Below are 21,786 nucleotides of genomic sequence, written 5' to 3' on the forward strand. Positions count from 1 at the left end.
GGTTGTCATAAACCGGACTTTACTGGTAATTTTTCACCAACCAGACCATGACTCGCGATTCCCTCAACTCCCTCCTACTCACCCCACCCCAACCGAGCACCATTTCCCGTGCAATTCACGGACTCGGAGGGGTGACCACGGAGACGTTTCTTCTACCTGATCAGTGGATGCTGCATTTCTACCACTATTCTGGGCGGGTGCGCATCCGCGACCATGAGTTCTCTCTCCATCCAGGGTGCGCAACTCTCATTCCCCCAGCGACGCAAATCGTATTCTGCTACGAGGGAGAATCGCCCCATCTCTACTCTCATTTTTACCTTCCCCCCGGATCCGATCCCGCCCCCTATTATTGGCCAGCGGACCCTCGAGTCTCCGCCCTCGAAGACCTACTGGAGGGAGCCCTTACGTTCCATCGGACCCATTCCCGCCGAGCCGCCGCCCGGCTCTGGGAGGTACTTCTAGGCCTCTCCTCACTACTCGACGGCGGATCGGCCGACTCCCAGTCCCAGGAAAAGCTCGACGAATGTCTCCGGCTGATGAACGCGACGACCTCGACCACTCTCCCCATCGCCGAACTGGCGGACGAAGTCGGTCTCTCCCAAAATCAACTCACCCGGCTTTTTCGCTCGGAACTGGGCTGCACTCCGGTCAGCTATCGCCGCGAACTCAAGATGGACCGGGCCTGCCTCCTCTTACGTCACTCGGATCTTCCGGTGAAAGCGATTGCCTGCAGCGTCGGAATCCCCGATTTGCAGGCCTTCAATAAAACCTTTCGCAAGAGCCGAGGAGTCAGCCCGCGTCAATATCGCGCCGATCCGGAAGGCCCGCTTATTTTTTCACAGTGAAGTTTGCGGAAGAGTCAGGAGGAAGGTAACCGAATCCTCTTCTCCGCTTTCCAGAACAAGGTCTCCTCCCTGAGCCCGGGCAAACTCGCGGGAGAGACTGAGTCCGAGTCCTAAGCCCGCACTCCCATTTTGGCCGGAGCGGGAAGAATCCCCCCGGGTAAATCGATCAAAGATTTCGGCCCGTAAACTTTCCTCAATCGCGGGTCCTGTATTCCTGACACGCAGTTCTACCTTCCCTGCCCCGCAGTCCAGACGGACGTCAACCGTTCCTCCAGCATGATTGTAGTTCACGGCGTTACTCAACAAATTCAAGACGATCTGGCGCACAAGCGAGGGATCACACAAAGCCCGGATCGATTGTCCGGCTTCCCATTCGAAGCGGATGCTCGGAAAGGCCTCGATCATTTCTTCGATCAAGGCCCTCACTACCTCAGAGAGATCCGTTTCGATACGGTCCGGCCGCAAGCCGCCGCCATCAATTCTCGCCAAGAGATGGAGCTTGCGCACGATCTCTCCCAATCGCCCCAATTCGTCGGATACCTCTCCGAGCCGTTGCTGATCCTCAGAACCATCCTCGGCCTCCGCGACAGCGTCATCGACTTTGGCGGTCAGAATGGTCAAGGGGGTATTCAGCTCGTGCGCCGCGTCCTGCCCAAATCGGCGAGCCTGCCCGAAACTCTTCTCAAGACGCTCCAACATTCCGTTGAACACCTCGATCAACTCCCGAAACTCCCGCTCCATCCCCTCACCCGAGATCCGGTGGGACAGATCATCTGCGGTCGTCGAAGCAGCTACCCGTGTCAGCTTGCGAATCGGAGCGATGGCCCTCGACGAAAAGAACCACGCACAGAGAGCAACCAACCCCAAAGCCACCGGAGATGCTAGTCCGAAGACCACGAATAGACGCCTCATCTGCGGTCGGTGAATGGCATCCGGCACGGCAAGCACCACTGCACCGTGATCGGCAGCAACACCGGCAAACAACCAGCCTCTTGGCAGCTCTCCGCCTCGAAAAACAGGAACTCGATTTCGCTCAATCGAGGGATCTTGATCCCGGCGCCCAAGCCTTCCAGGCCCCTCTTCAAACCTATTGTTCCCCCCGGGCCTAGCCGGGCCCTTCGCCAAGAGGGGGATTAGACGATCCAAAATCTCAGTATCCTCAATGGGCCAGTCCGGGCCCAGATTCCAGCCTCCCCCCGGTCGATAAACCGCATACTCCGCACCGAACTCTTCCAAACGCCCCAGCACTTTTCCGGCGAAACGACTCTCCCTCGGCGTCAAATCCGAACCAGAAAACCGCATGATGACAGGAGCCGTCCGCATCAAGGCCCCGCGAAGATCACGCTCTAAATTCCTCCTGAGCTCCCGTTGATAGAATCCCAACGCAACCAGAGCGAACCCGAGCAAGCCCACCGCAGCAACCACAGTCGAAAAAAGGACCATCCGCGTCCGGAACGAACCTCGGCTCTGTCGCCTCCCGCTCATTCCCTGAAACGGTATCCCACGCCGCGCACGGTTTCGATAAAGTCACGAGAGGGCTCGCCGAGATGCTGTCGTAATCGCTTCACGTATACATCAACGAGGTTCGTCTGCGGGTCGAAATCGTAATCCCAGACTCGATCAAGGATCTGGGTCCGGGTGAAAACTCGACCCGGTGATCGGACGAGCATTTCCAGCAAAGAGAACTCACGAGCCGTCAACTCAAGCTTCTCTCCTAAGACCAAAACTTCCCGCGTCGCCACATTGATGCGGACGGGTCCCGCCTCGACGACATTTAGATGGTCCCCCTGCGAACGCCGACACACCGCTCGCAGCCGGGCGATGAGTTCATCAATATGAAAAGGCTTGGGAAGATAATCGTCAGCGCCGAGGTTCAGCCCTTCCACCCGTTCACCCCACTCGCCTCTAGCCGAGAGAACGACAACCGAAAGGTTGTTCCCTTCGCGCCGCAAGGATTTCAACAGGCTCAGTCCATCACGGCCCGGCAGCATGATATCGAGAATCGCCCCATCATAACTGCGCGTCTGCAGAAGTTGGTAGGCCTCATTCCCTTCCCCGACTGGATCCACGACAAAACCATTTTCCCGGAGAGCCTTGGTTACCCATTCCCGGATCTTGATCTCATCTTCCACCAGTAGAATTTTCACGAACAATTCCTATCACGCGCCCGGTGCTTCGGCAATCCAAGGCATCTCCTTCTTCATGACAATTTATTCATCCAACCATGCCCGGAATGTTCATGGAGTCATGATTTAATGATCTCCGAATTCAGCGGATGATCCGCCGAAATCCATCAACCAAAAGGAAAACCATGAAATCCAAATTGCTTCTCATCCCCATCCTCTCTGCCTCACTCATCGGAACTCTTTTCGCCCAACAGGGCCCACAACCAGGCGGAGGGCCTGGGCAGAAAGGAAGATCCGGTCCCCCGAGTCCGGAACAAATGCTCGAGCACTTCGACGCGAATGAAGATGGCGTTATCGACTTGGAGGAAATTGAGGTAGTATTTGCCGAAAAGCAGGATCGTATGCAAAAGCGGCAGGAAAAGCGAAATACGCAAGGCTCCGCGGACGCCAATTCCAAAGGACAGAAGCGCGACGGCTCCAAGATGGCCGTGGTCATCGTCGAAAAGTTTGATTCCGACGGAGATGGACTCCTCAGCGCCGAAGAGCTGCAAAAGTTCTTGGTCAAATCCCACCAAAAACGCATGGGCGGTCAGAATGGACCCCGAGGTCCGCAGGAATAAATCCAGCCTCTCTCGAGTCTATCCGGGATCCGGTCCTTTCAGGGCCGGATCTTTTTTTTCTCGAACGATCAGAGAGAAAGTTAATCCATCTGATCCGGGAACCGTTGGAAGAGAACGACCGGAACCTGCGCGAGAACAAGAAAGATCAAGGTGCCGGACCACGCCGGAAGCCCCAGTTCGCCACCAAGGGCCTCGACGGCACGGGCTTCGAAGAGGACGCCAATGACCCGAAGAAAAACGAAAGCCACACAGACGATCAACAAAACCAGGAAAGCCTTGGTCCAGAGCCGCGGAAACTTTTGCCCGATCTTCTGAAACGGCAATAACAGGATCAGCCCGAGCAAAATCTCAAGACCCGCTCTCACCCGAAAAAACCACGGAGGATCAAAGGGGGGCGAGTTCAGATCGCGAATCGCCCCGAAGAGAAGAATCCCCACCAACGGGATCGCGAGCCAGCGGAGCCAGCGCAGGATCTTCAGTTTGGTGTCCGCCCCTTGGCTCTCGTCATTCATCCAAGGATCAGATGGCGTTCGCAGTGCCTTGATCCTGGGAAGGCTCGGACGATTCAGAAGTTCCCGTTTCGTTCGATGATTCAGAATTTTCAGTGGATTCCGCGGCCGCGTCTGCAGATCCTTCGCCACTATCTTCTTCCTGAGCCTCAGTCGCCTCGCCTGTCGCTTCAGCTTCCGGGGCGGCCGATACTGTTTCCAGAGGTGCCAATGCCAGGAGCTCATCCGCTGTCCAAGGAGAACCGCGTCCACCGTGCAAGGAACGGGCCTCGGCAACTTGCTCCTCGGAGATCGGTTCTGCTTGGTTACCCCAAGCCTGACGAACATACGTCAGCACGGCGCCGATATCACGGTCGCTCAAAAGATCGCCAAAGGCTGGCATCACATTCCCGTCATATACGTTCCCCTTGACCTCGATCGGACCACTCAAGCCGTTCAGCAAGATGGAAGCAGGGATCACACGGGTGTCGGTGACCCAGGATGAACCTGCCAACGGAGGATAAGTGCCCGGCAGGCCTTCCCCATTCGACTGGTGGCACTGGGCACATTTTTGCGAAAATACCCGCTCTCCCCGTGCAATCGGGTCAAACGCTGGCTTCGAAGAGGCTTGTGCTGCCGTAGCCGGATCATAATTCGGATCGTAAACGAACGCACTGAATCCAGCGGAGTGCTTCCCAAGATACAGTCCGGAGATGAAAACCACGATCGCGAAAAGAAAAAGGAGAGCAATCGGCAACGGGGGAAAACCCTCCTGCGGCTCCTCCTTTTCACGCATTAACTGGGCGTGGACCTTCTGAACTTCCGGGTCAGAAAGAGGGCTCTGATCGGAACGTGGATGATTGCTGAGTGGAGATGGGAGGTCTTCCATGCCGGATGACAAATAAAATCGATTAGTCTTTTAAGAATAGAAAGTTGCCAAGATAGGACAATCAAATCAATTATGCCCACCATAAAATCTTCTACCCTCCTCAATTCTTCTCAACTCCACTCTCTCAACTCAGTCTTATGATAGGACTTCCGTTTCTACGGTTGATGCTGATTTGCATGACACTGCTCCTTTTCGGGTGCAATTTTGATGCGCGTCAATCTTTTATCGATCCCAAAGGGGTCGTCGCTCAAAACCAATACGATCTGTTCCTCCTTACGGTATGGGTCACTGGATTGATCTTCGCCCTCGTCGGCGGCGCCCTCCTCTGGACGGTCTGGCGCTACCGCGAGAAGAAGACCGACGATCTGAACAGCCTCCCTTCGCAGTCTCATGGGAATCCTCTCATTGAGATTGGGTTGATTGGCGTCTCGGTCGCGCTCCTCGTCGTAATCGCGGTCCCGACCCTCCAGCAGATCTGGTACACCAACGAGATGCCCGAAGACCCGGAAAGCAATCTCGGAGCTTGGTTCGATGGAGAGACCGCGGAAGACACCGACGATGAACCGCTCATCATCGAAGCCCGCGGCTGGCAGTGGTGGTTCTCCTTCGATTACCCGCAACTCGGGATCGTTACCGGAAACGAGTTCGCAATCCCCGAAGGCAAGACCGTCCGCATTGAGCTCCGCGGCGAGGATGTCATCCACTCATTCTGGTTGCCGAAAATCGCTGGCAAGGTCGATATGATCCCCGGCCGCAACAATTTCATGTGGGTCCGCGCAGACGAGCCCGGGTACTATTATGGGCAATGCGCGGAATATTGCGGGGAATCCCACGCCTACATGCAGTTCCGCGCCAGGGTTCTCCCGGAGAAGGAATTCGAAGAGTGGGTCGCTCAGCGCCGCCAAACGCCTCCTCCCCCTGCGACTGAAAGCTGGGAAGAGTTCGTCACCCTCTCGGCCAATGACCCCGAGGCCCTGCCGGATACCGACACCGTCAAAGGCGCCCGCCTCTTCTTCGGAAAAGGCACCTGTGTTCAGTGCCACTCCATCGACGGGACTTTTGCCGCGGGGAAACTCGGCCCCAACCTGACCCACGTCGCCGACAATGGCTCCATCGCCGCCGGCTGGCTGGAAAACATCAATCCGGACGGCTCCATCAACCGGGAAGAGCAATTGCAGAATTTTTATGAATGGGTTCGCCGCTCCGAGGACATCAAACCCGGGAACCTCATGTACCACGATCCCAACGGCCTCCAAAACGTGGATCTCACCGACGAAGAGGTGCACCAAATCGCCACCTTCCTCCAAACTCTCCGCTGATCTCTCTCCATGGCTCTCTCCACTACCACTACTCACACACCTCCCGACAAAGCCGATCCCCACTCGTCCGATTCGGATGCACCCGCGCGCAGCCACCTCGGCCTCGTGCGGCCCGACCATTCGACCGGGTTGAAAGACTGGTTGACCACCGTCGATCACAAAAAGATTGGGGCCATGTATGCCATCTTCGCACTGGCCTTCCTGGTCTTCGGAGGAATCGAGGCCCTCTTCATTCGCGCCCAACTGGCTGTCTCGGAGAACAACCTCGTCTCCGCCGAAACCTATAATCAACTCTTCACCATGCACGGCACGACGATGGTCTTCCTCGCCGTCATGCCCCTGAGTTCCGCATTCTTTAATTTCCTGGTTCCTCTGCAAATTGGTGCCCGCGATGTCGCCTTTCCCCGATTGAATGCGTTCAGTCTCTGGACCTTCGTCGCCGGGGCCCTCGTGGTCAATCTGAGCTGGCTCTTCCAGGCGGCCCATGCCTTTGGATGGTTCACCCCCGCCAACGGGATGAGCGATATCGTCCCTTCCGCAGGGTGGTTCGGATACGCCCCGCTCACAGGCGACCAATACACCGGGATCGGAACCGACTTCTGGATCTTCGGACTCCAGGTTCTCGGGATCGCTTCCATCGCCGCCGCCCTGAACTTCATCGTCACCATCATCAACTTCCGAGCCCCCGGAATGAAAATGATGCGCCTCCCGGTCTTCATTTGGATGACCCTGATCACCTCGATCCTCATCATCTTCGCGTTCCCTCCGATCACCGTCGCTCTGGGAGAGCTGATGTTTGACCGAACCTTCGGTGCCAACTTTTTCCGGGTCGAAGAAGGCGGTCAGCCGATTCTCTGGCAGCACCTCTTCTGGGTTTTCGGTCATCCGGAGGTCTACATTTTGATCCTACCGGCGATGGGTATCATCTCGGAAATTCTTCCCGTTTTCTCCCGAAAACCCCTCTTCGGTTACTCGCTGATCGTTTTCTCCGGTGCCGTCATCGGCTTCCTCGGCTTTGCGGTCTGGAGCCACCACATGTTTACCACTGGGCTGGGTAAGGTCGCCACCGCCGCCTTCTCCCTCCTAACCATGGCCATTGCCGTCCCTACCGGGGTCAAGATTTTCAACTGGATCGGCACTCTCTGGGGAGGACGCATCAAATTCTCCGTTCCCATGATCCTGTCACTCGGGTTCATCTGGATGTTTATGATGGGTGGATTCTCCGGGATCATGCACTCCTCGGCGCCCTCGGACGCCCAACAGCAGGATTCCTACTTCGTCGTCGCCCACTTCCACTACGTTCTCATTGGTGGGAGCATCCTCTCCCTTCTCGCCGGGATCTACTTCTGGCTGCCTAAGATGAGCGGCAAGATGTGGTATGGCAAATTGGGCTACTGGGTCTCGGGGATCGTCATCGTCGGGCTCAACGTAACCTTCTTCCCCATGCACTTCCTCGGGATGATCGGAATGCCTCGCCGCACCCATACCTACCTGGAGGGGACTGGCTGGCAGCCCATGAATCTGGTCTGCACAATCGGCGCCTTCACTCTGGCTATCGGAATTTTTCTCTTCCTCTGGGATGTTATTCGCACCCTCCGCAACGGAAAACCCGCAGGCGACGATCCGTGGGATGGGCGCACCTTGGAATGGACGATTTCTTCTCCTCCACCTTCTTACAATTTTGCCCGCACGCCTATCGTTCACTCACGGGATGCGCTCTGGGCCCACAAGCACGGGCGGGCCAATCTCCGGATTGGATCGGTCGAAGCGGATCCTCACGGGATTCACATGCCCAGCCAATCGTGGTTCCCCCTCTTAGCCTCGTCGGGCTTCCTCATTCTCGGTCTGAGCATGGCCCTTAGACAGGCGGGCGTTCCGTTCTGTGGCTATATCGCAATTGGAGGGCTAGGCATCACCATCCTGGGAATCTATCTCTGGGCCCTTGAAGGTCCAGGCGGCTATCACGTCAAACCGGAGGCAGCCAAATGAGTCACGCTTCAGACACAACCCTCCCGGTGGAACACATTCCGACCGGCCTCAACAGCAAAAAGCTCATCATGTGGCTTTTTCTGGCCTCGGACTGCATGTTCTTTGGCACCCTGATCACCACTCACCTCGTCTATCGCAAAATCTACGAGAACATCGGGGTCGATCCGATTAAGATCTTCGACATTGAGCTCACCACTGCCAGCAGCTTCATCCTCCTGATGAGCTCCCTCTTTATGGCCCTCGCCGTCTCGGCGATTCACAAAGGAGAGATCAAATCCTTCCGCTGGAACCTCATCGGTGTGATCATCTTTGGATCTCTCTTCCTCTGCGGACAAGTCTACGAATTTAACCACTTCGTCCACCATTCGGGACTCACCCTCTCCTCGGGCACCTTCGGCTCGACCTTCTACCTGATGACCGGGACCCACGGGGTTCACGTCGCCATGGGGGTTCTCTGGTTGATTTCCTGGTTCTTTTATTCGTTCTCGCCACGATTCAACGCCCACGAGAATGCCATCGACGTCGAAACAGCCGGACTCTACTGGCACTTCGTCGACATCATCTGGATCGTGATCTTCACCGCGGTCTACCTCATCGAATACGTCTGATCCAAACGACCATGTCTCATCCCGCAGATCCCAGTATTGACCAAGAGTTCCTCCTCTCGGAACAGAAGAAGTACTTCACCTTCATGAACCTCGCGTTCTTGATGACCGCCCTGACGGGAATCGAGCTCGTGATCATCTTCCTGCCCTTTCCGGGCTCCGTCCTCATCTTCGGATCACTTGTTTTCCTCTCCCTGATCAAATTTGTCGGCGTCATTTTCTGGTTCATGCACCTGATCTATGACGGCAAACTGCTGACCGTCATCTTCCTCTTTGGCATGGCCTTGGCCGCCGGCACCTCCGCCGCCCTTCTCCTTATATTCAGCGAAGACCGCATCGACAAATCCCTCCCTTTCTATGAGGACGGGAAAATTGCCCATGAGGAAGGCGCGTCCGGGCACTGATTCGAAAGAAGACCGAAAATCCGCTCCCAGGATCGAACGAAGGGGACCCAGACGCCCATTTCGCTCACTTATTTTCGACTGCTGGCCTTGCCAATGCGTAGGACCATTGCGAACCTGCGTGCGGATCCATGAATATCATCTTTCGAGTCTCAAACTATCTCTTTCGTTACCCGTGGCTATTTGCGGCCACCCTCGGCCTCGCTATCGGAACCGCCGTTTTGGCGATCTCGGTTCCGAAGATCATCCAATACATTGTCGATAACTACATCGCCGCCAAGGAGTCCAACATGCTCCTTCTCGGGGTCGGCGTCATCATGGTGGTCTATATATTTCGGGAACTCCTCAACTGTTTCCGCATCCGGCTCAACAACATCCTCGAGCAAAAAGTCCTCCTCGACCTCCGCCAGGACCTCCACAACAAACTGCTCGCCCTCCCCATCAGCTTCTTCGACCAGCGGAAGAGCGGCGACGTCGCTTCAAGAGTCATCGACGACGTCACCGAAGTCGAACGCGCCCTGCTCGATGGCACGGAACAGGGATCCGTCGCCGTGCTGACCATCTTCGGAATCACCATTTTCCTCTTCACCATGCAACCCCTGCTTGCAGCGCTGGTGTTGGTTCCCATCCCTATTCTCTTCATCCTCGCCTACCGCCACGCCAAATACACCCGGAAAAACTGGCGCCAAGTGCGAGACAGCTCCGGCCTCCTCAACAGCCTCCTCGTCGAAGACATCCAAGGAAACCGCCTCATCCAGAGTTTCAATCTCACCCAGCGCGAAACCGAACGCTTTCGGGATCAATCCCTCGACCTCCGAAAAAAGACCCTGAAGGCCATGTTTCGCTATTCGCGCTACATTTCCTCCGTCCAATTCATCTCCAGCTTGGGCGTCATTGCCGTCGTCGGAATCGGCGGCTGGATGGTGATTCAGGAAAAACTCACCATGGGGCAGTTCATCGCCTTCAACGTCTACTGCACCATGCTCTACCAGCCGATTTTCCAGCTCAATTCGCTGAATCACATGATCTCGGCCGGAAAAGCAGCGGGTGAACGCGTCTTCGAAGTCCTCGACCACCCCGTCGACATTGAGAACTCCCCCAACCCAGTCTCCTTCCCGAGCCCTCCAGTTTCGGTGACCTTCGATCACGTCGAGTTTTCCTACGCCGACCGCAGCCCGGTTCTCCACGATTTCGAACTCACCCTCCCCTCCGGCAAAGTGACCGCCATTGTCGGCCACACCGGAGCCGGGAAGAGCACCATCGCCAACCTCATTCTCCGCTACTACGACGTTTCCGCCGGAAGCGTCCGCCTGAATGATACCGATGTCCGCAACATCGAACTGGGATCCCTTCGCAGCCAAATCGGAGTAGTCGCTCAAGACCCCTTCCTCTTCGATGCCACCGTCCGCGACAATCTCCTCCTAGCCCGAATCGAAGCCACCGAAACCGAAATCTGGGAAGCCCTCGAAGGCGCCTCAGCCGCCGATTTCGTCCGCCGCCTCCCCGACGGTCTGGAAACCCTCATCGGCGAAAGAGGAATCCGCCTCAGCATGGGAGAAAAGCAACGCCTCACCATCGCCCGCGTCCTCCTCCGCAACCCTCCTCTAGTCATCCTCGACGAAGCCACCTCCAGCGTCGATACCATCACCGAAAAGCAAATTCAGGAAGCCCTCGACCACCTGGTCCAGCACCGAACGGTCCTCGTCATCGCCCACCGCCTCTCCACAGTCCGCCGCGCCGACCAAATCGTCGTAGTCGAACACGGGAGAATCCTCGAAAAAGGCACCCACGACGACCTCATCCAAAACGACGGTCACTACTCCAACCTCTGGCGTCACCAAACCGAACTCATCCCCTCCTAATAAGAAAATCCACCTTTTCCGTCCCAAGAATCCTTTAATTAAACCTGGTTAGTTTTATTTACACGAATATAATTTCCGTATGTTATTCTAGGTATGAGACGTAAACGCCTAGTCTTCAAAGATCGCACGACTTACCACCACTTGATGAGCCGAACGGTGAATGGGGAGGCTTGGTTTGGGGATCGAGAGAAAGAGCAGCTGCGGAAAATGATTCATCAGGTTGCTGAATTTTCGGGAATTCGGGTGATTACTTATGCGGTGATGAAAAATCACTTTCATCTGATGGTGGAAGTTCCTGGAGAAGCTGAGGTTACGGATGCTGAAATCGTTCGTCGATATCGCGCTCTATACCCGAAACCCACCCCTTGGCAGCCGATGCGGGCTGAGGTTCTTGAGAAAATTTTGCGGGAAGATCCTGTTGAGGCGGAGCCTCTTCGGAGAAGTCTTACCCGGCGGATGCACGATGTATCTTGGCTGATGAAAACCCTGAAACAGCGGTTTTCGCTTTGGTTCAACCGCAGCCGGGAAAGGTTTGGGCCGGTTTGGGCGGAGCGATATAAGAGCGTGCTGATTGAAGGAGATTTGAAGGCTCTGCGCACTGTCGCGGCTTACATCGACCTCAATCCAGTTCGGTCAGGGATTGTTGAAGATCCTAAAGATTATCGATTTAGCGGATATGGGGAAGCCCTCGGAGGGAGCCGTGTGGCTCGGGAGGGACTCGCGATTCTGGATCGGGATTTGGCTGGATATCGACAGACCTTGTATGGATCCGGGGCCGCTGCCAAAGAGGGTAAACGTAGCTTTGACCGCAAAACCGCACTCCGCATTCTCGAGAAGGAGAAAGGTTCACTCCCCCTCCCTGACCTTCTCCGGTGCCGGGTGCGCTATTTTACCGATGGTCTCGCTCTCGGCTCGCCGGAGTTTCTGGAAGAAGCGGCCTCGTCATTGAATCGGAACCGAAAGCGGAAAGCCCGCCCCCACTCGATTCATGGAGCCGACTTCGGAAATCTCTCGGTTCTCGCCGGATTGAAGAAAAACCTGTTCCAATAGTCTGTGACGCGTCTCCCATTGACCCAATCTCTTCGTTCTGGATTGGTAAATCCGCTCTTGCATCCACGGGAAAACCCTTCATTGTCCTCTGTTTTTCCCGATTCCAAACAACGATTAAGCCGTGAGAGACGACTACCTAAAAGCTGCACGCAAGAAAATTCCCGATCCGAACATCCTCGTTAACGTGGTTTCCCGCCGCGTGAAACAGTTGAAGAGCGGATTCAAACCCTTGGTGGAGTCGCTTGAGCGACTGGACCCAGAAGATATCGCCCTGCGCGAAATCATCGACGAGAAGATCACCTATCAACTTTTCGATCCAGAAGAAGAAAAGGTCTGAGGAATTTTAAACCCGAGCTCTTCCGAGAGGTCTAGTTTCTCACAAGCGGGGTAGCCCCGCTTTTTTTCTTCCCGGGTCGAGCGCATGAACGAACCGTGGCCCGCAGCAAGAAAAATACAGAACCCGTAGAAATCCGCAATCGACGCGCTTTTCACGACTACCATATCCACGACAAATTTGAGGCGGGATTGGTACTGCAGGGGACCGAGGTCAAATCGGTTCGCCTCGGCAAAGCCCAAATTCAGGAAGCCTTTGTCCGCTTCGACAAGGGGGAACCGTTCCTTTATCACGCCTACATTGACGAGTACAAATTCGGCAATGAGAACAACCACGCTCCCCGTCGTCCGCGGAAGCTCCTCCTCCACCAGAAGGAGATTCGCAAGCTCCACGACGCGATCCAGATGGGAGGAAAAACGGTCGTTCCCCTCAAACTCTACTTTCTCCGAGGCAATTTGAAGGCGCAGATCGCCATCGCTTCGGGGAAGAAACTCCACGACAAACGGGAAACTCTCAAAAAGAAGGAAGCGGATCGTGAGGCCAACCGGGCCGTTCGCGACTTTCAGCGTTACGGATAAATCCATGAACAAGAACTCGGTCGAACTCCGACTCCCGGCCTCCACTTCCAATTGCGGGCCGGGATTCGATACACTCAGCATCGGTCTTAAACTTTACAACTTCTGCCGTTTGACCCGGCGGGAGGATGATCAAATCCACGCGACCGGAGGAGACGCTAGCGGGATCGAGCAGATGGTGCAGAAAGCGGCGGACTACTTCTTCCGCACTACTCAAAATCCTCCGTTCGGCTTCGATTTCGATATCTGGGGCGAGATTCCTCCCGAACGCGGACTCGGCTCTAGTTCAACGGTCGTGGGAGGTGTATTCCTCGCGCTAAACCACCTCCACGAAGACCCTCTCGACATCCACGCCTGCGTTCGCGCACTGGCCCACTTGGACAACGCCCCGGACAATGTTTGCGCCCTAGTCCGCGGAGGATTCTGCATCTCCCGCGTCGATCCGAACACGAACGATTACGCCGACTCCTTTCGCTTTCCCATTGAAAAGGACCTCAGCCTAGTAGTCGCTTCGCCGGAGATCCGGGTCCGCACCCCCGACGCCCGCGCCGTCCTCCCCGACTCCCTTCCTTTCTCCGAAGTCATTTCGAGCATCAATGGTCTCGCCTACTTGGTGGCAGCGTTCGCCAAGGGCGATTACGAACGCCTCCGCGGGACGACCGCAGACCGCATCCATCAACCTTTCCGCCGGACGTTGAATCCCTTCGTCGACGAAGCGATTGCCGCCGGAGTCGAGGCAGGAGCGTATGCTGGATGGCTGAGCGGAAGCGGTTCCAGTGTCGTCTGCGCTTCTTCGGTGGAGCATGCACTTCCGGTCCGCGAGGCGATGGAGTCGATTTACCAGGCGAATGGGATCCCCTGCCGCATGCACAACCTCTCCGCCGACAACGAAGGCGCAGCTGTGTTGGAAAATGAGTAATCCTCTTGTGCAAGTAGCTCTCCGTTGCCCGGAAATCCCGCAAAACACTGGAAACGTCGGTAGGCTCTGCGCGATCACGGGCTCCCGCCTTCATCTAATCCACCCTCTCGGCTTCACCATTACGGATCGCCACCTCAAGCGCAGTGGCATGGACTACTGGCATTCGCTCGACCTCCACGAGCATGAAAATTGGCAGGCCTTCCGGAATGCCGAAAGCCATCGACGCACTTGGTTGTTTACGACCAAGGCAACCCGCACCTTCTGGGATGTCTCGTTTGCCGCAGGGGATATTCTCCTTTTTGGCAACGAGGGACACGGCTGCCCGGAAGAGGTTCACGAGGCGATCGGAGACGAGCACCGCATCCGCATCCCCCACCCGCGGAAAGGGCTGCGCTCGATCAACCTCGCCACCAGCGTGGGCATTGCCGTCTACGAAGCTCTGCGCCAGCTGCGAACGGACAACCCTACGGACTGAGTCGGGCAGTCGTCCAATCGCCCTTCTCGTCCTTCACATACTCAAAACGATCGTGTAGCCGACTGGGCCGACCCTGCCAAAATTCGAACCGACGCGGCTTCAGGCGAAAACCTCCCCAGAAATCCGGCAACGGAATCTCCCCTTCGCCGAACTTCCGTTTCATCTCCTCCAACTTCATTTCCAGAATCTTGCGGGAGGAAATGACCGAACTCTGGTCCGAGACCCACGCGCCCAAGCGACTTCCCCGTGGGCGACTGGAGAAATATTTCAACGACTGCAGCGTCGAGATCTTCTCGCAATCGCCTTCGACGATCAGCTGCCTTTCGAGCTGGATCCAAGGAAACAGAATCGAGGCCGCTGCATTTTCGGCGAGATGCTTCGCCTTCCGACTGCGGTAATTGGTGAAAAAGACCAGCCCTTTCTCGTCAAAGGCCTTGAGCAGAACCATCCGCTGCGAGGGGCGCCCCCTTTCATCCACCGTCGCGAGCGAGAGAGCGTTCGGCTCGTCGACTCCGGCCTCTCGAGCCTGCTCAAACCAGAGGCGAAACTGATCGATCGGCTTCGGGCATAGATCCTCCCGATTAAGACCCGCACGGGAATATTCGCGACGCAAAGATCCAATATCTTCCATTCTGCAGATCGTGGCAGAATCCCACCGAATGATCAAACCCACCGTTGCCATATCCCCATTTTCGAGTAGCTTCATTTCATGCGTTTCCACTCCCGATTCCTCGCGGCATCCATTCTCACCGCAATCACGATCCTTTCCTGCGGGAGTCTTCAGGCCGAGGTGAAGCCGGATGCGGAGGTAAAATCGTTCACGTTTCGGAAATTTAACGATCAAGGCCTCCGGATCTGGGACCTTTCCGGACAGGAAGCGGTTTTCGTCAATGACAATGTCCTTCGCATCATCGAGATGCAGCTCGACATCACCTCAACCAAAGATCAGGAAGAGACGAGGTTGAGAAGTCCCAACGCCCAAATTTACGTCGAAGACAATATGGCAACCGGCGACGGTTTCCTCTATGTTCAAGGGAACGGCTTCAACGCCGAAGGAAAGGATTGGGAATGGCGCGGAAGGGAACGGAGAATCGAGATCAACGACGGGGCCAAGGTTACGTTTGACGACGCGATTCGACGGATCCTTAAATAATCGGAAACCAATCCTCCGCTCATGCGACTCTTCCTCGTCCTCATCCCTCTCCTCTCCTTCTCACCGACTCTCTTTTCCAATACGGCGGCAACAGAGCCCGTCCCCTCGGCGAACGAATCCGAAAGTGTCGAAGCAACCTCCGCCGCGGCTGCTCAAAAAACGGTGATCACCAGTGATCGCCTCGACGTGATCAATACCGAAAAAGGCAATCAGTTCATATTCTCCGGATCCGTCGTCATCCATGGCGAAGACTTTATCGCCGAATGTGACCGCATGGAGGTCCGCACCGATTCCTCCGGCAAGAACGATTTCGGAGCCATCTCGGTGATCGAGGCAACCGGGAACGTCGTCATCCAGCAGGGGGACCGAATCGCCTCCGCAGGGCGGGCCCTGATTCACCCCACTTCGGACGAAGTCATCCTTGAGGATAACCCGAAGGTGAAAGACGGTCGAGGAGCCGTCTCCGGATACCGGATGATCCTCCACGGAGCCGATCGTAAAATCTCCGTCGAGCCCGGGCCAGACGGGGAGCAACCTCGCGTGGAACTCCCCTCTCTCGAATCCATTCGTGATATCAGCAACGATGAATGAATCACCCTCTATTCCTTCGATTCGCACGGAGGGCCTAACTCGGGACTTTGGAAAACGGCGCGTCGTCAATGACGTGGCCCTATCCGTCAATGCCGGAGAAATTGTCGGCCTCCTCGGACCCAATGGGGCGGGCAAGACCACGACCTTCTACATGATTGTCGGACTTATTGAGCCCACCCGGGGAAGAATCCACCTGCGCGAGCAAAACGTCACTAAGCTCCCCATGTATCGCCGGGCCCGCCAAGGCATAGGATATCTTCCCCAGGAAGCATCGGTTTTCCGAAAGATGACGGTGCGCAACAACATCATCTCGGTGCTCGAGACTCTCAAGATCCCCAGAAAGGAACGGGAAGAGTCAGCCGACGAGAAGTTGGCCCAGTTCGGTCTGGAAAAGATCGCCCACCAGAAAGCCTACACTCTCAGCGGTGGAGAACGCCGGCGCGTGGAGATCGCTCGGGCTCTCGCCACCCGCCCCGACTTTCTGCTCATGGACGAGCCCTTCAGCGGCGTGGACCCGATCAGCGTCGACGACGTGCAATCCATCATCCGCGACCTCAAGAAGATCGGTATTGGAATCCTCATTACCGACCACAACGTCCGCGAGACTCTCGAAATCACGGATCGATCCTACCTTCTCTACGAAGGTAAGGTTCTCTGCGAAGGAGACCGCGACACTCTCCTGAACGATCCGTCCGCCCGCAAATTTTATCTCGGCGAAGGCTTTAAGGCCTGAAACTCAGTGCGTGGGAAAGCACGCGTCGGAGATGTTGGCCACAGCGTATGTCTTTTCGAAGCTGAGTTTTTGAGCATTCGACGGCTAATACCACTTCTGAAAAATTCTGACGTTATTGGTGCTGATCCGAATGGAGGCAGCGCAAGGCTCCGCCGGGTAAGGCGTATCGAGATACGTTTCCCCGGCGGGAACGCCGCGATCCTCCATTCGGGCGCATCCCCTAAGAGGACGGGCGGTTCTTCCCCCTGAGCCGCGTTGCCCCGTGCGGCACGGGTCACAGACCCGCCTCCGCACAGGCCGCCTTGCTCAGGGAGAAGAACCATCCCGCCAATAATGCCAGAATTTTTTAGAAGTGGTATAAGATCTCTCCTCTGGGACGCGGGAGAGAGCTGGAAGCTCTCACTACTTTTGGAGGAGGGTGTTCACCTGCCACGGAAAGAGATGCAGTTGGAAGCACTTTCGCCAAAACACTTCCGACTATCAGTTGCCCAGCCTTTCGCTGCCGAACCGCGAAGAAATTCACAGGCTGGAAGCCTGTGCTACTTTGAAAGACTTTCTTCATTTCACAGAGAATGTCTTGCAGGCATCCAACAGCTGAAACCTTTCCTCGGGGGAAGCGGGAGAGAGCTGGAAGCTCTCACTACTTTTGCTTTTCCGGTTTGGTTTGGACTCGTCTAAGCGGCGGATCCCCGCAATGCTTACAGCAGATGAAACCCACGGAGAAAATCATTGAAAGCATCTCGGTTCGCGAATTCTACGAGGCTTGTCGCGACCCCTTACAACTGGAACTGATCTGCGGGGAAGAAAGCCTCGACCGCATCATTCGAGAGAAAAGCCTCAACCGCCCGGCTCTCGCCCTCACGGGCTACTTCCGCTTCTTTGCCAACCGCCGCATCCAGCTCTTTGGCGCGGGAGAAATGGGTCACATCCGCGACAGTGATCCGGAGGTCATCGAGAAAGTTCTCTGCCAGATCGCGAAGAAGAACATCCCCTGCATCCTCATCAGCCGCAATCTCGCCCCGACCCCGGTTCTCCTCAAGGTCGCCAAGCGTTTCAAAATCCCCCTTTTCCGCTCGACCCTGAAGTCAAAGACTCTCACCACCGAGGCCACCCTCATCCTGGAAGAACGGTTTGCCCCGCGAAAGACCATTCACGGTACTCTGATGGACATCCGCGGCATCGGGACCCTCCTCCGCGGGGAAAGCGGCATTGGGAAGAGTGAGTGCGCTCTCGCCCTCATTGAGCGAGGATTCAGCCTCGTCGCCGACGATCTCACCCACCTCCGCCTCCTCCGCGACCATGAAGTCGTGGGGAACAGCTCGGAATTGAGCCGGGGCTACATGGAGTGCCGGGGAATCGGCATCATTGACGTCGCAAAACTCTTCGGGGTCCACTCAGTGCGCGTCGAGAAGCGCCTCGATCTGGTCATCACTTTTGTCACCTGGAGCCCAGACATCGACGAAGACCGCACCGGACTCGACCAGGACCACATGGAAATCTTCGGGCAAAAGATCCCGCATAGTACGATCCCCATCCGCCCGGGGCGCGATATGGCCCGGCTCGTCGAAGTGGCCGCCATGGTGCAGGCTCTACGACTGCTCGGTCACGATGCGGCCAAAGAATTCAACGAGAGACTGATTCGGAAAATGTCGGGGCAAATCAGTTGAAGAAGAGATTCCAAAAATTTTTCGGGAATAAAAAGTTTTTTTCGGGCGCAAAAGAGGCCCAAATCCGCCCGATTCCCCCCTCTGCAGAGACCGTTTTTTGGGGTCCGAAATCCATCCTTCCCCCGAAGGTAGTGCGTTGCCAGCCCGCCCCCCTAAAATTCAACCGAAAAGTACCGGAACTTATGCGCAAAGACATTGTGAATAACTTGTGCGTAAGTTCATCTTGCTTCACATCCCGGCTCGCGAATGATGATTCCATCTCGCATCCATTCGGTGGGCCGATGACCGCTCAAAGGTCCTTCGGAGTGATGCGTTTTTTCAATTTCTTCACCAATCGAACTATCCTTAAACTTTCATAAGAACCTGGTAATCAATAACCTAAATCTTATTCACCCTTTTGAAAAGCTCCTCTACAGAAAACTGCGCCATCTTTACTCGGTTCCTTCGATCCTACTCGTTTTCAGCGGGTTACAGTCTTCGATAAACCAAGTCTTAACCGCAGCTACTACTGTTAATAATTTTCGTCGATTCCGTTTCTAATGCCATCCACCACCCAATTGTCTCACCTCTGGAACGAAACCTGTGAACGGTTTCGCAGCCGCCTGAATCCCGACATCTTTGAGATGTGGTTCAAGCCGCTGACCTTTGGTGAAGCCTCGGACGAACGCGTCCAGATCCTCGCTCCCAACGATTTTGTCTCGATTTGGCTTCAGGATAACTATCTTGAGATCATCCGTGCCGAAATTTCGGAAGTATTTGGAGGTCCCCGCGAAGTCGTCATTTCGGTGTCGGAAGACAGCACCGAGGCCCCTGTTCGCAATAACCGCACCAAAGAGGCCCCTAAACCCGAGACGAAGAAGCGCACGATCGACCGCACTTCGGTTCCGGAAACCGCTCCGGCTGCCTCCTACTCCGGGATCAATCCGAAGAACACCTTTAAAAATTTTGTCGTGGGCTCCGGAAACCAGCTCGCCCACGCAGCTTCGATCGCGGTGGCCAATTCTCCGGCAAGAGCGTACAACCCGCTCTTCATCTACGGCGACACCGGTCTCGGCAAGACCCACCTGATGCACGCGATCGCTCACCAGGTCCTCTCTGCCAAGACAAACGCAAAGATTGCCTACATTTCCACCGAGAAGTTCACCAACAAGTTCATCACGGCGATCCAGGAGAACAAACTTACGGCTTTCCGCCGCCGCTTCCGTAAAGCGGACATTCTCCTCATCGACGATATCCACTTCCTCTCGGGGCGTGAGCGCATCCAGGAAGAATTTTTCCACACCTTCAACGAGCTTTTTGAAAACCAAAAGCAGATCGTTTTGACCAGTGACCGCCCTGCCAGCGAGATCGCCCGACTGGAAAGTCGCTTGGTCTCCCGTTTCCAGTGGGGTTTGGTTGCCGACATCCAATGCCCGGATCTGGATACCCGCCTCGCCATTCTCTCCAAGAAGGCCAAGGCGATGAGCGTCGACATCCCTGCGGACGTCATGGAATTCCTCGCAGAAAAGGTTTCGCGAAACGTTCGCCGCATGGAGGGAGCGCTCACCCGCGTCGCCGGCTACGCCGCCTTGATTCGCGACCCCCTCTCGGTTGAGGTCGTAGAGCGACTTCTCTCGGACGTCCTCCAGGAAGAGCTCTTCAACCAAGTCACCATTGAGAAAATTCAGAAAAAGACGGCCGAGTATTACCACCTCCGGGTGGCTGACCTCCTCAGCCGACGTCGTCCGGCCAAGATCGTCGTCCCGCGTCAGGTTTCGATGTACCTGAGCCGCCAGCTGACAGACCACTCTCTGGTCCAGATTGGCGATGCTTTCGGCGGCCGCGACCACGGTACGGTGATCAACGCAATCCGGGCCGTTGAGAACCTCATGGAACAGGATCAGACGATGCGCCGAAGCATTGACTATTTGACGAAACAGCTTTCCGAGAATAGATCCTGACCATGGAACTCGATTCTTCTCAAAAAGACCAGGTCGCCCAATGGGCTTCCGACGGAGATACTCTCTCCGCAATTCAGGAAAAGATTTCGTCAGAATTTGGCGTTAAACTGACCTACATGGAAACTCGTTTCCTCGTCGAAGATCTCGAAGTGGATCTTTCCGACGGCGAGCCCGAGGAACCCGAAGCGGAAGAAGAGAAAGAAACTTCTCCAGCAGAAGGTGAAGCCGAAGCGGTGGACCTCGAAGACGCAGGATTTGACGGCGAAGCTGGATCCGGGCGTGTTTCTGTAGATGTCGACAAAATCACTCGCCCCGGTGCCGTGGTGAGTGGAAGCGTCAATTTCTCCGACGGGAAGAGTGCGACCTGGATGCTCGACCAGATGGGACAGCTCCGCCTCATCCCCGCAGAAGAAGGGTATCAGCCGGGTCAGGACGACATCCAAGCGTTCCAAACAGCCCTTCAAGCCGAGCTTCAAAAGCAAGGTTTCTAAAAATTTTCCGGGATAAAGTTCCCGGCTTGACATAACTCAGAATCCCATAAGGATCATCTGTTTTGCCGCGGGTATAGTTTAGTGGTAAAACCTCAGCCTTCCAAGCTGATGATGTCGGTTCGATTCCGTCTACCCGCACCATCCTAATCCGAAACGATGGGTTTCGGATTCCAGGGTCTACTCCAAAGTTTGGGGACCGGGCATAATTTGTGATTATTTTTCTTTAGGATTATTGTGTGTGTTCATTGGCACTGAGCGAGGACGCGCAGTCGGTAATTTTCAAAGTTTCTGAAGCCGAAGGCTCTTCTTTGGATGAGTTTCATTTTTCTGTGGAAGCCTTCGGTGATGGCATTGTTTTTGGTAAATCGCCACATGGTGGCGATGGGCTCGATCCATTGTTGGAGGGTCTTGGCGAGGGTTTTGAGTTGTGCAAAGCCCTGTTGTTGTAGTTCTTCGATATGTCGATAGAGCTCTTTGGCATTTGATCGACACTTCTTTGCTGTGCAGGACTTCTGGCAGAGAAGGGAGTGGATTTGCCATCGTTTGAGATAGAGGGGCTCGAGGGTTGGGTGCTTGTCGAAGAGTTCCTGACGGCGTCGGATCTGTTTTTGCGAGAGGCGCCCGGGTCGGGTTCGCAGGATCGCCAGGAGTCCGCTGTTGCGGGTAATCTCGGGAGCAATCTCACGGCAAAGGCCCGTGAAGTGATGAGCGAGT

At 55.7% G+C, this 21,786-nt stretch carries 24 protein-coding genes and 1 tRNA gene; 19 read left to right on the forward strand and 6 right to left on the reverse strand.

All coding sequences use genetic code 11. The annotated features are described in order from the left end of the window. Window positions 1–47 precede the first annotated feature (47 nt). On the forward strand, window positions 48–845 hold the full coding sequence (locus H5P30_RS03415) for a helix-turn-helix transcriptional regulator (RefSeq protein WP_185691560.1): 798 nt from the start codon (window positions 48–50) through the stop codon (window positions 843–845). On the opposite strand, the gene H5P30_RS03420 is transcribed toward H5P30_RS03415, so the two are convergent. Together H5P30_RS03420 and H5P30_RS03425 are read right to left on the reverse strand one after the other, a co-directional pair. Further along, complete coding sequence (locus H5P30_RS03420) at window positions 837–2,330, reverse strand: ATP-binding protein (RefSeq protein WP_185691561.1); 1,494 nt, start codon at window positions 2,328–2,330, stop codon at window positions 837–839. The two genes, H5P30_RS03415 and H5P30_RS03420, sit on opposite strands and share 9 nt — an antisense overlap. Beyond that, on the reverse strand, window positions 2,327–2,992 hold the full coding sequence (locus H5P30_RS03425; protein WP_185691562.1) for a winged helix-turn-helix domain-containing protein: 666 nt from the start codon (window positions 2,990–2,992) through the stop codon (window positions 2,327–2,329). Before H5P30_RS03425 ends, H5P30_RS03420 begins: the two co-directional genes overlap by 4 nt. 164 nt (window positions 2,993–3,156) lie before the next feature. Between H5P30_RS03425 and H5P30_RS03430 the strand changes: the two genes are divergently transcribed. Continuing rightward, a complete protein-coding gene (locus H5P30_RS03430; RefSeq protein WP_185691563.1) occupies window positions 3,157–3,591 on the forward strand; it encodes an EF-hand domain-containing protein in 435 nt (144 codons plus the stop codon). A gap of 80 nt (window positions 3,592–3,671) precedes the next feature. Here H5P30_RS03430 and H5P30_RS03435 read toward each other — a convergent pair whose 3' ends face one another. Next, window positions 3,672–4,103, reverse strand: coding sequence for a hypothetical protein (locus H5P30_RS03435; protein WP_185691564.1), 432 nt, complete (start codon window positions 4,101–4,103; stop codon window positions 3,672–3,674). Between the two features lie 7 nt (window positions 4,104–4,110). Beyond that, on the reverse strand, window positions 4,111–4,968 hold the full coding sequence (locus H5P30_RS03440; RefSeq protein WP_185691565.1) for a c-type cytochrome: 858 nt from the start codon (window positions 4,966–4,968) through the stop codon (window positions 4,111–4,113). Window positions 4,969–5,144: 176 nt separating this feature from the next. Here H5P30_RS03440 and coxB point away from each other — a divergent pair, with 176 nt between their 5' ends. The 10 genes from coxB to H5P30_RS03490 all read left to right on the forward strand — a co-directional run bounded on the left by coxB (window position 5,145) and on the right by H5P30_RS03490 (window position 14,497). Further along, window positions 5,145–6,287, forward strand: coding sequence for a cytochrome c oxidase subunit II (gene coxB, locus H5P30_RS03445; protein ID WP_185691566.1), 1,143 nt, complete (start codon window positions 5,145–5,147; stop codon window positions 6,285–6,287). Between the two features lie 9 nt (window positions 6,288–6,296). After that, a complete protein-coding gene (gene ctaD / locus H5P30_RS03450; protein ID WP_185691567.1) occupies window positions 6,297–8,276 on the forward strand; it encodes a cytochrome c oxidase subunit I in 1,980 nt (659 codons plus the stop codon). Next, on the forward strand, window positions 8,273–8,884 hold the full coding sequence (locus tag H5P30_RS03455; protein WP_185691568.1) for a cytochrome c oxidase subunit 3: 612 nt from the start codon (window positions 8,273–8,275) through the stop codon (window positions 8,882–8,884). The genes ctaD and H5P30_RS03455 overlap by 4 nt, the downstream gene beginning before the upstream one ends. Before the next feature lie 11 nt (window positions 8,885–8,895). After that, a complete protein-coding gene (locus tag H5P30_RS03460) occupies window positions 8,896–9,285 on the forward strand; it encodes a cytochrome C oxidase subunit IV family protein (protein WP_185691569.1) in 390 nt (129 codons plus the stop codon). Window positions 9,286–9,413: 128 nt separating this feature from the next. Next, window positions 9,414–11,144, forward strand: coding sequence for an ABC transporter ATP-binding protein (locus H5P30_RS03465; protein ID WP_185691570.1), 1,731 nt, complete (start codon window positions 9,414–9,416; stop codon window positions 11,142–11,144). 93 nt (window positions 11,145–11,237) lie between these two features. Then, a complete protein-coding gene (locus H5P30_RS03470) occupies window positions 11,238–12,194 on the forward strand; it encodes a transposase (protein WP_185691571.1) in 957 nt (318 codons plus the stop codon). Window positions 12,195–12,315: 121 nt separating this feature from the next. Beyond that, on the forward strand, window positions 12,316–12,531 hold the full coding sequence (locus H5P30_RS03475; protein WP_185691572.1) for a DNA-directed RNA polymerase subunit omega: 216 nt from the start codon (window positions 12,316–12,318) through the stop codon (window positions 12,529–12,531). A 95-nt stretch (window positions 12,532–12,626) separates the two neighbouring features. Further along, window positions 12,627–13,106, forward strand: coding sequence for an SsrA-binding protein SmpB (smpB, locus tag H5P30_RS03480; protein ID WP_185691573.1), 480 nt, complete (start codon window positions 12,627–12,629; stop codon window positions 13,104–13,106). 4 nt (window positions 13,107–13,110) lie between these two features. Further along, window positions 13,111–14,022, forward strand: a complete 912-nt coding sequence (gene thrB, locus H5P30_RS03485; RefSeq protein ID WP_185691574.1) for a homoserine kinase — start codon at window positions 13,111–13,113, stop codon at window positions 14,020–14,022. Beyond that, window positions 14,015–14,497 carry a tRNA (cytidine(34)-2'-O)-methyltransferase gene (locus H5P30_RS03490; protein ID WP_185691575.1) on the forward strand — a complete coding sequence of 161 codons (483 nt, stop codon included), beginning with the start codon at window positions 14,015–14,017 and terminating at the stop codon, window positions 14,495–14,497. The genes thrB and H5P30_RS03490 overlap by 8 nt, the downstream gene beginning before the upstream one ends. Here the strand turns inward: H5P30_RS03490 and pdxH are convergent. Continuing rightward, window positions 14,487–15,128, reverse strand: coding sequence for a pyridoxamine 5'-phosphate oxidase (pdxH, locus tag H5P30_RS03495; protein ID WP_185691584.1), 642 nt, complete (start codon window positions 15,126–15,128; stop codon window positions 14,487–14,489). The two genes, H5P30_RS03490 and pdxH, sit on opposite strands and share 11 nt — an antisense overlap. A gap of 78 nt (window positions 15,129–15,206) precedes the next feature. On the opposite strand from pdxH, the gene lptC reads away from it, so the two are divergent. The 7 genes from lptC to H5P30_RS03530 all read left to right on the forward strand — a co-directional run bounded on the left by lptC (window position 15,207) and on the right by H5P30_RS03530 (window position 21,213). Beyond that, window positions 15,207–15,650, forward strand: coding sequence for an LPS export ABC transporter periplasmic protein LptC (lptC, locus tag H5P30_RS03500; protein WP_185691576.1), 444 nt, complete (start codon window positions 15,207–15,209; stop codon window positions 15,648–15,650). A gap of 21 nt (window positions 15,651–15,671) precedes the next feature. Next, complete coding sequence (locus tag H5P30_RS03505; RefSeq protein ID WP_185691577.1) at window positions 15,672–16,241, forward strand: LptA/OstA family protein; 570 nt, start codon at window positions 15,672–15,674, stop codon at window positions 16,239–16,241. Then, window positions 16,234–16,974 (forward strand): LPS export ABC transporter ATP-binding protein, encoded by a 741-nt coding sequence (gene lptB / locus H5P30_RS03510; protein WP_185691578.1) that lies wholly within the window; start codon window positions 16,234–16,236, stop codon window positions 16,972–16,974. The genes H5P30_RS03505 and lptB overlap by 8 nt, the downstream gene beginning before the upstream one ends. Window positions 16,975–17,681: 707 nt before the next feature. After that, window positions 17,682–18,641 (forward strand): HPr(Ser) kinase/phosphatase, encoded by a 960-nt coding sequence (gene hprK, locus H5P30_RS03515; protein ID WP_185691579.1) that lies wholly within the window; start codon window positions 17,682–17,684, stop codon window positions 18,639–18,641. 539 nt (window positions 18,642–19,180) lie between these two features. Continuing rightward, complete coding sequence (gene dnaA, locus H5P30_RS03520) at window positions 19,181–20,581, forward strand: chromosomal replication initiator protein DnaA (protein WP_185691580.1); 1,401 nt, start codon at window positions 19,181–19,183, stop codon at window positions 20,579–20,581. Between the two features lie 2 nt (window positions 20,582–20,583). Continuing rightward, window positions 20,584–21,072, forward strand: a complete 489-nt coding sequence (locus H5P30_RS03525) for a hypothetical protein (RefSeq protein WP_185691581.1) — start codon at window positions 20,584–20,586, stop codon at window positions 21,070–21,072. A gap of 67 nt (window positions 21,073–21,139) precedes the next feature. Next, window positions 21,140–21,213: transfer RNA gene (locus H5P30_RS03530), tRNA-Gly, on the forward strand. A 101-nt stretch (window positions 21,214–21,314) separates the two neighbouring features. Here the strand turns inward: H5P30_RS03530 and H5P30_RS03535 are convergent. Next, window positions 21,315–21,786: transposase (locus tag H5P30_RS03535; RefSeq protein ID WP_185691582.1), on the reverse strand; the 472-nt coding region annotated here is incomplete at its 5' end.

It is taken from the genome of Puniceicoccus vermicola, from assembly GCF_014230055.1.
Taxonomy (GTDB): Bacteria; Verrucomicrobiota; Verrucomicrobiia; order Opitutales; family Puniceicoccaceae; genus Puniceicoccus; species Puniceicoccus vermicola.

Bases quoted from the DNA above. Each gene is read 5' to 3' on its own strand.
- H5P30_RS03435 (WP_185691564.1), bottom strand. From the start codon at position 4,103: ATGAATGACGAGAGCCAAGGGGCGGACACCAAACTGAAGATCCTGCGC.
- H5P30_RS03465 (WP_185691570.1), top strand. From the start codon at position 9,414: ATGAATATCATCTTTCGAGTCTCAAACTATCTCTTTCGTTACCCGTGG.
- coxB (WP_185691566.1), top strand. From the start codon at position 5,145: ATGACACTGCTCCTTTTCGGGTGCAATTTTGATGCGCGTCAATCTTTT.
- lptC (WP_185691576.1), top strand. From the start codon at position 15,207: ATGCGTTTCCACTCCCGATTCCTCGCGGCATCCATTCTCACCGCAATC.
- thrB (WP_185691574.1), top strand. From the start codon at position 13,111: ATGAACAAGAACTCGGTCGAACTCCGACTCCCGGCCTCCACTTCCAAT.
- lptB (WP_185691578.1), top strand. From the start codon at position 16,234: ATGAATGAATCACCCTCTATTCCTTCGATTCGCACGGAGGGCCTAACT.
- H5P30_RS03490 (WP_185691575.1), top strand. From the start codon at position 14,015: ATGAGTAATCCTCTTGTGCAAGTAGCTCTCCGTTGCCCGGAAATCCCG.
- dnaA (WP_185691580.1), top strand. From the start codon at position 19,181: ATGCCATCCACCACCCAATTGTCTCACCTCTGGAACGAAACCTGTGAA.
- pdxH (WP_185691584.1), bottom strand. From the start codon at position 15,128: ATGGAAGATATTGGATCTTTGCGTCGCGAATATTCCCGTGCGGGTCTT.
- hprK (WP_185691579.1), top strand. From the start codon at position 17,682: ATGAAACCCACGGAGAAAATCATTGAAAGCATCTCGGTTCGCGAATTC.
- H5P30_RS03505 (WP_185691577.1), top strand. From the start codon at position 15,672: ATGCGACTCTTCCTCGTCCTCATCCCTCTCCTCTCCTTCTCACCGACT.
- H5P30_RS03440 (WP_185691565.1), bottom strand. From the start codon at position 4,968: ATGGAAGACCTCCCATCTCCACTCAGCAATCATCCACGTTCCGATCAG.
- H5P30_RS03470 (WP_185691571.1), top strand. From the start codon at position 11,238: ATGAGACGTAAACGCCTAGTCTTCAAAGATCGCACGACTTACCACCAC.
- H5P30_RS03420 (WP_185691561.1), bottom strand. From the start codon at position 2,330: ATGAGCGGGAGGCGACAGAGCCGAGGTTCGTTCCGGACGCGGATGGTC.
- H5P30_RS03415 (WP_185691560.1), top strand. From the start codon at position 48: ATGACTCGCGATTCCCTCAACTCCCTCCTACTCACCCCACCCCAACCG.
- H5P30_RS03455 (WP_185691568.1), top strand. From the start codon at position 8,273: ATGAGTCACGCTTCAGACACAACCCTCCCGGTGGAACACATTCCGACC.
- H5P30_RS03430 (WP_185691563.1), top strand. From the start codon at position 3,157: ATGAAATCCAAATTGCTTCTCATCCCCATCCTCTCTGCCTCACTCATC.
- H5P30_RS03460 (WP_185691569.1), top strand. From the start codon at position 8,896: ATGTCTCATCCCGCAGATCCCAGTATTGACCAAGAGTTCCTCCTCTCG.
- ctaD (WP_185691567.1), top strand. From the start codon at position 6,297: ATGGCTCTCTCCACTACCACTACTCACACACCTCCCGACAAAGCCGAT.
- H5P30_RS03525 (WP_185691581.1), top strand. From the start codon at position 20,584: ATGGAACTCGATTCTTCTCAAAAAGACCAGGTCGCCCAATGGGCTTCC.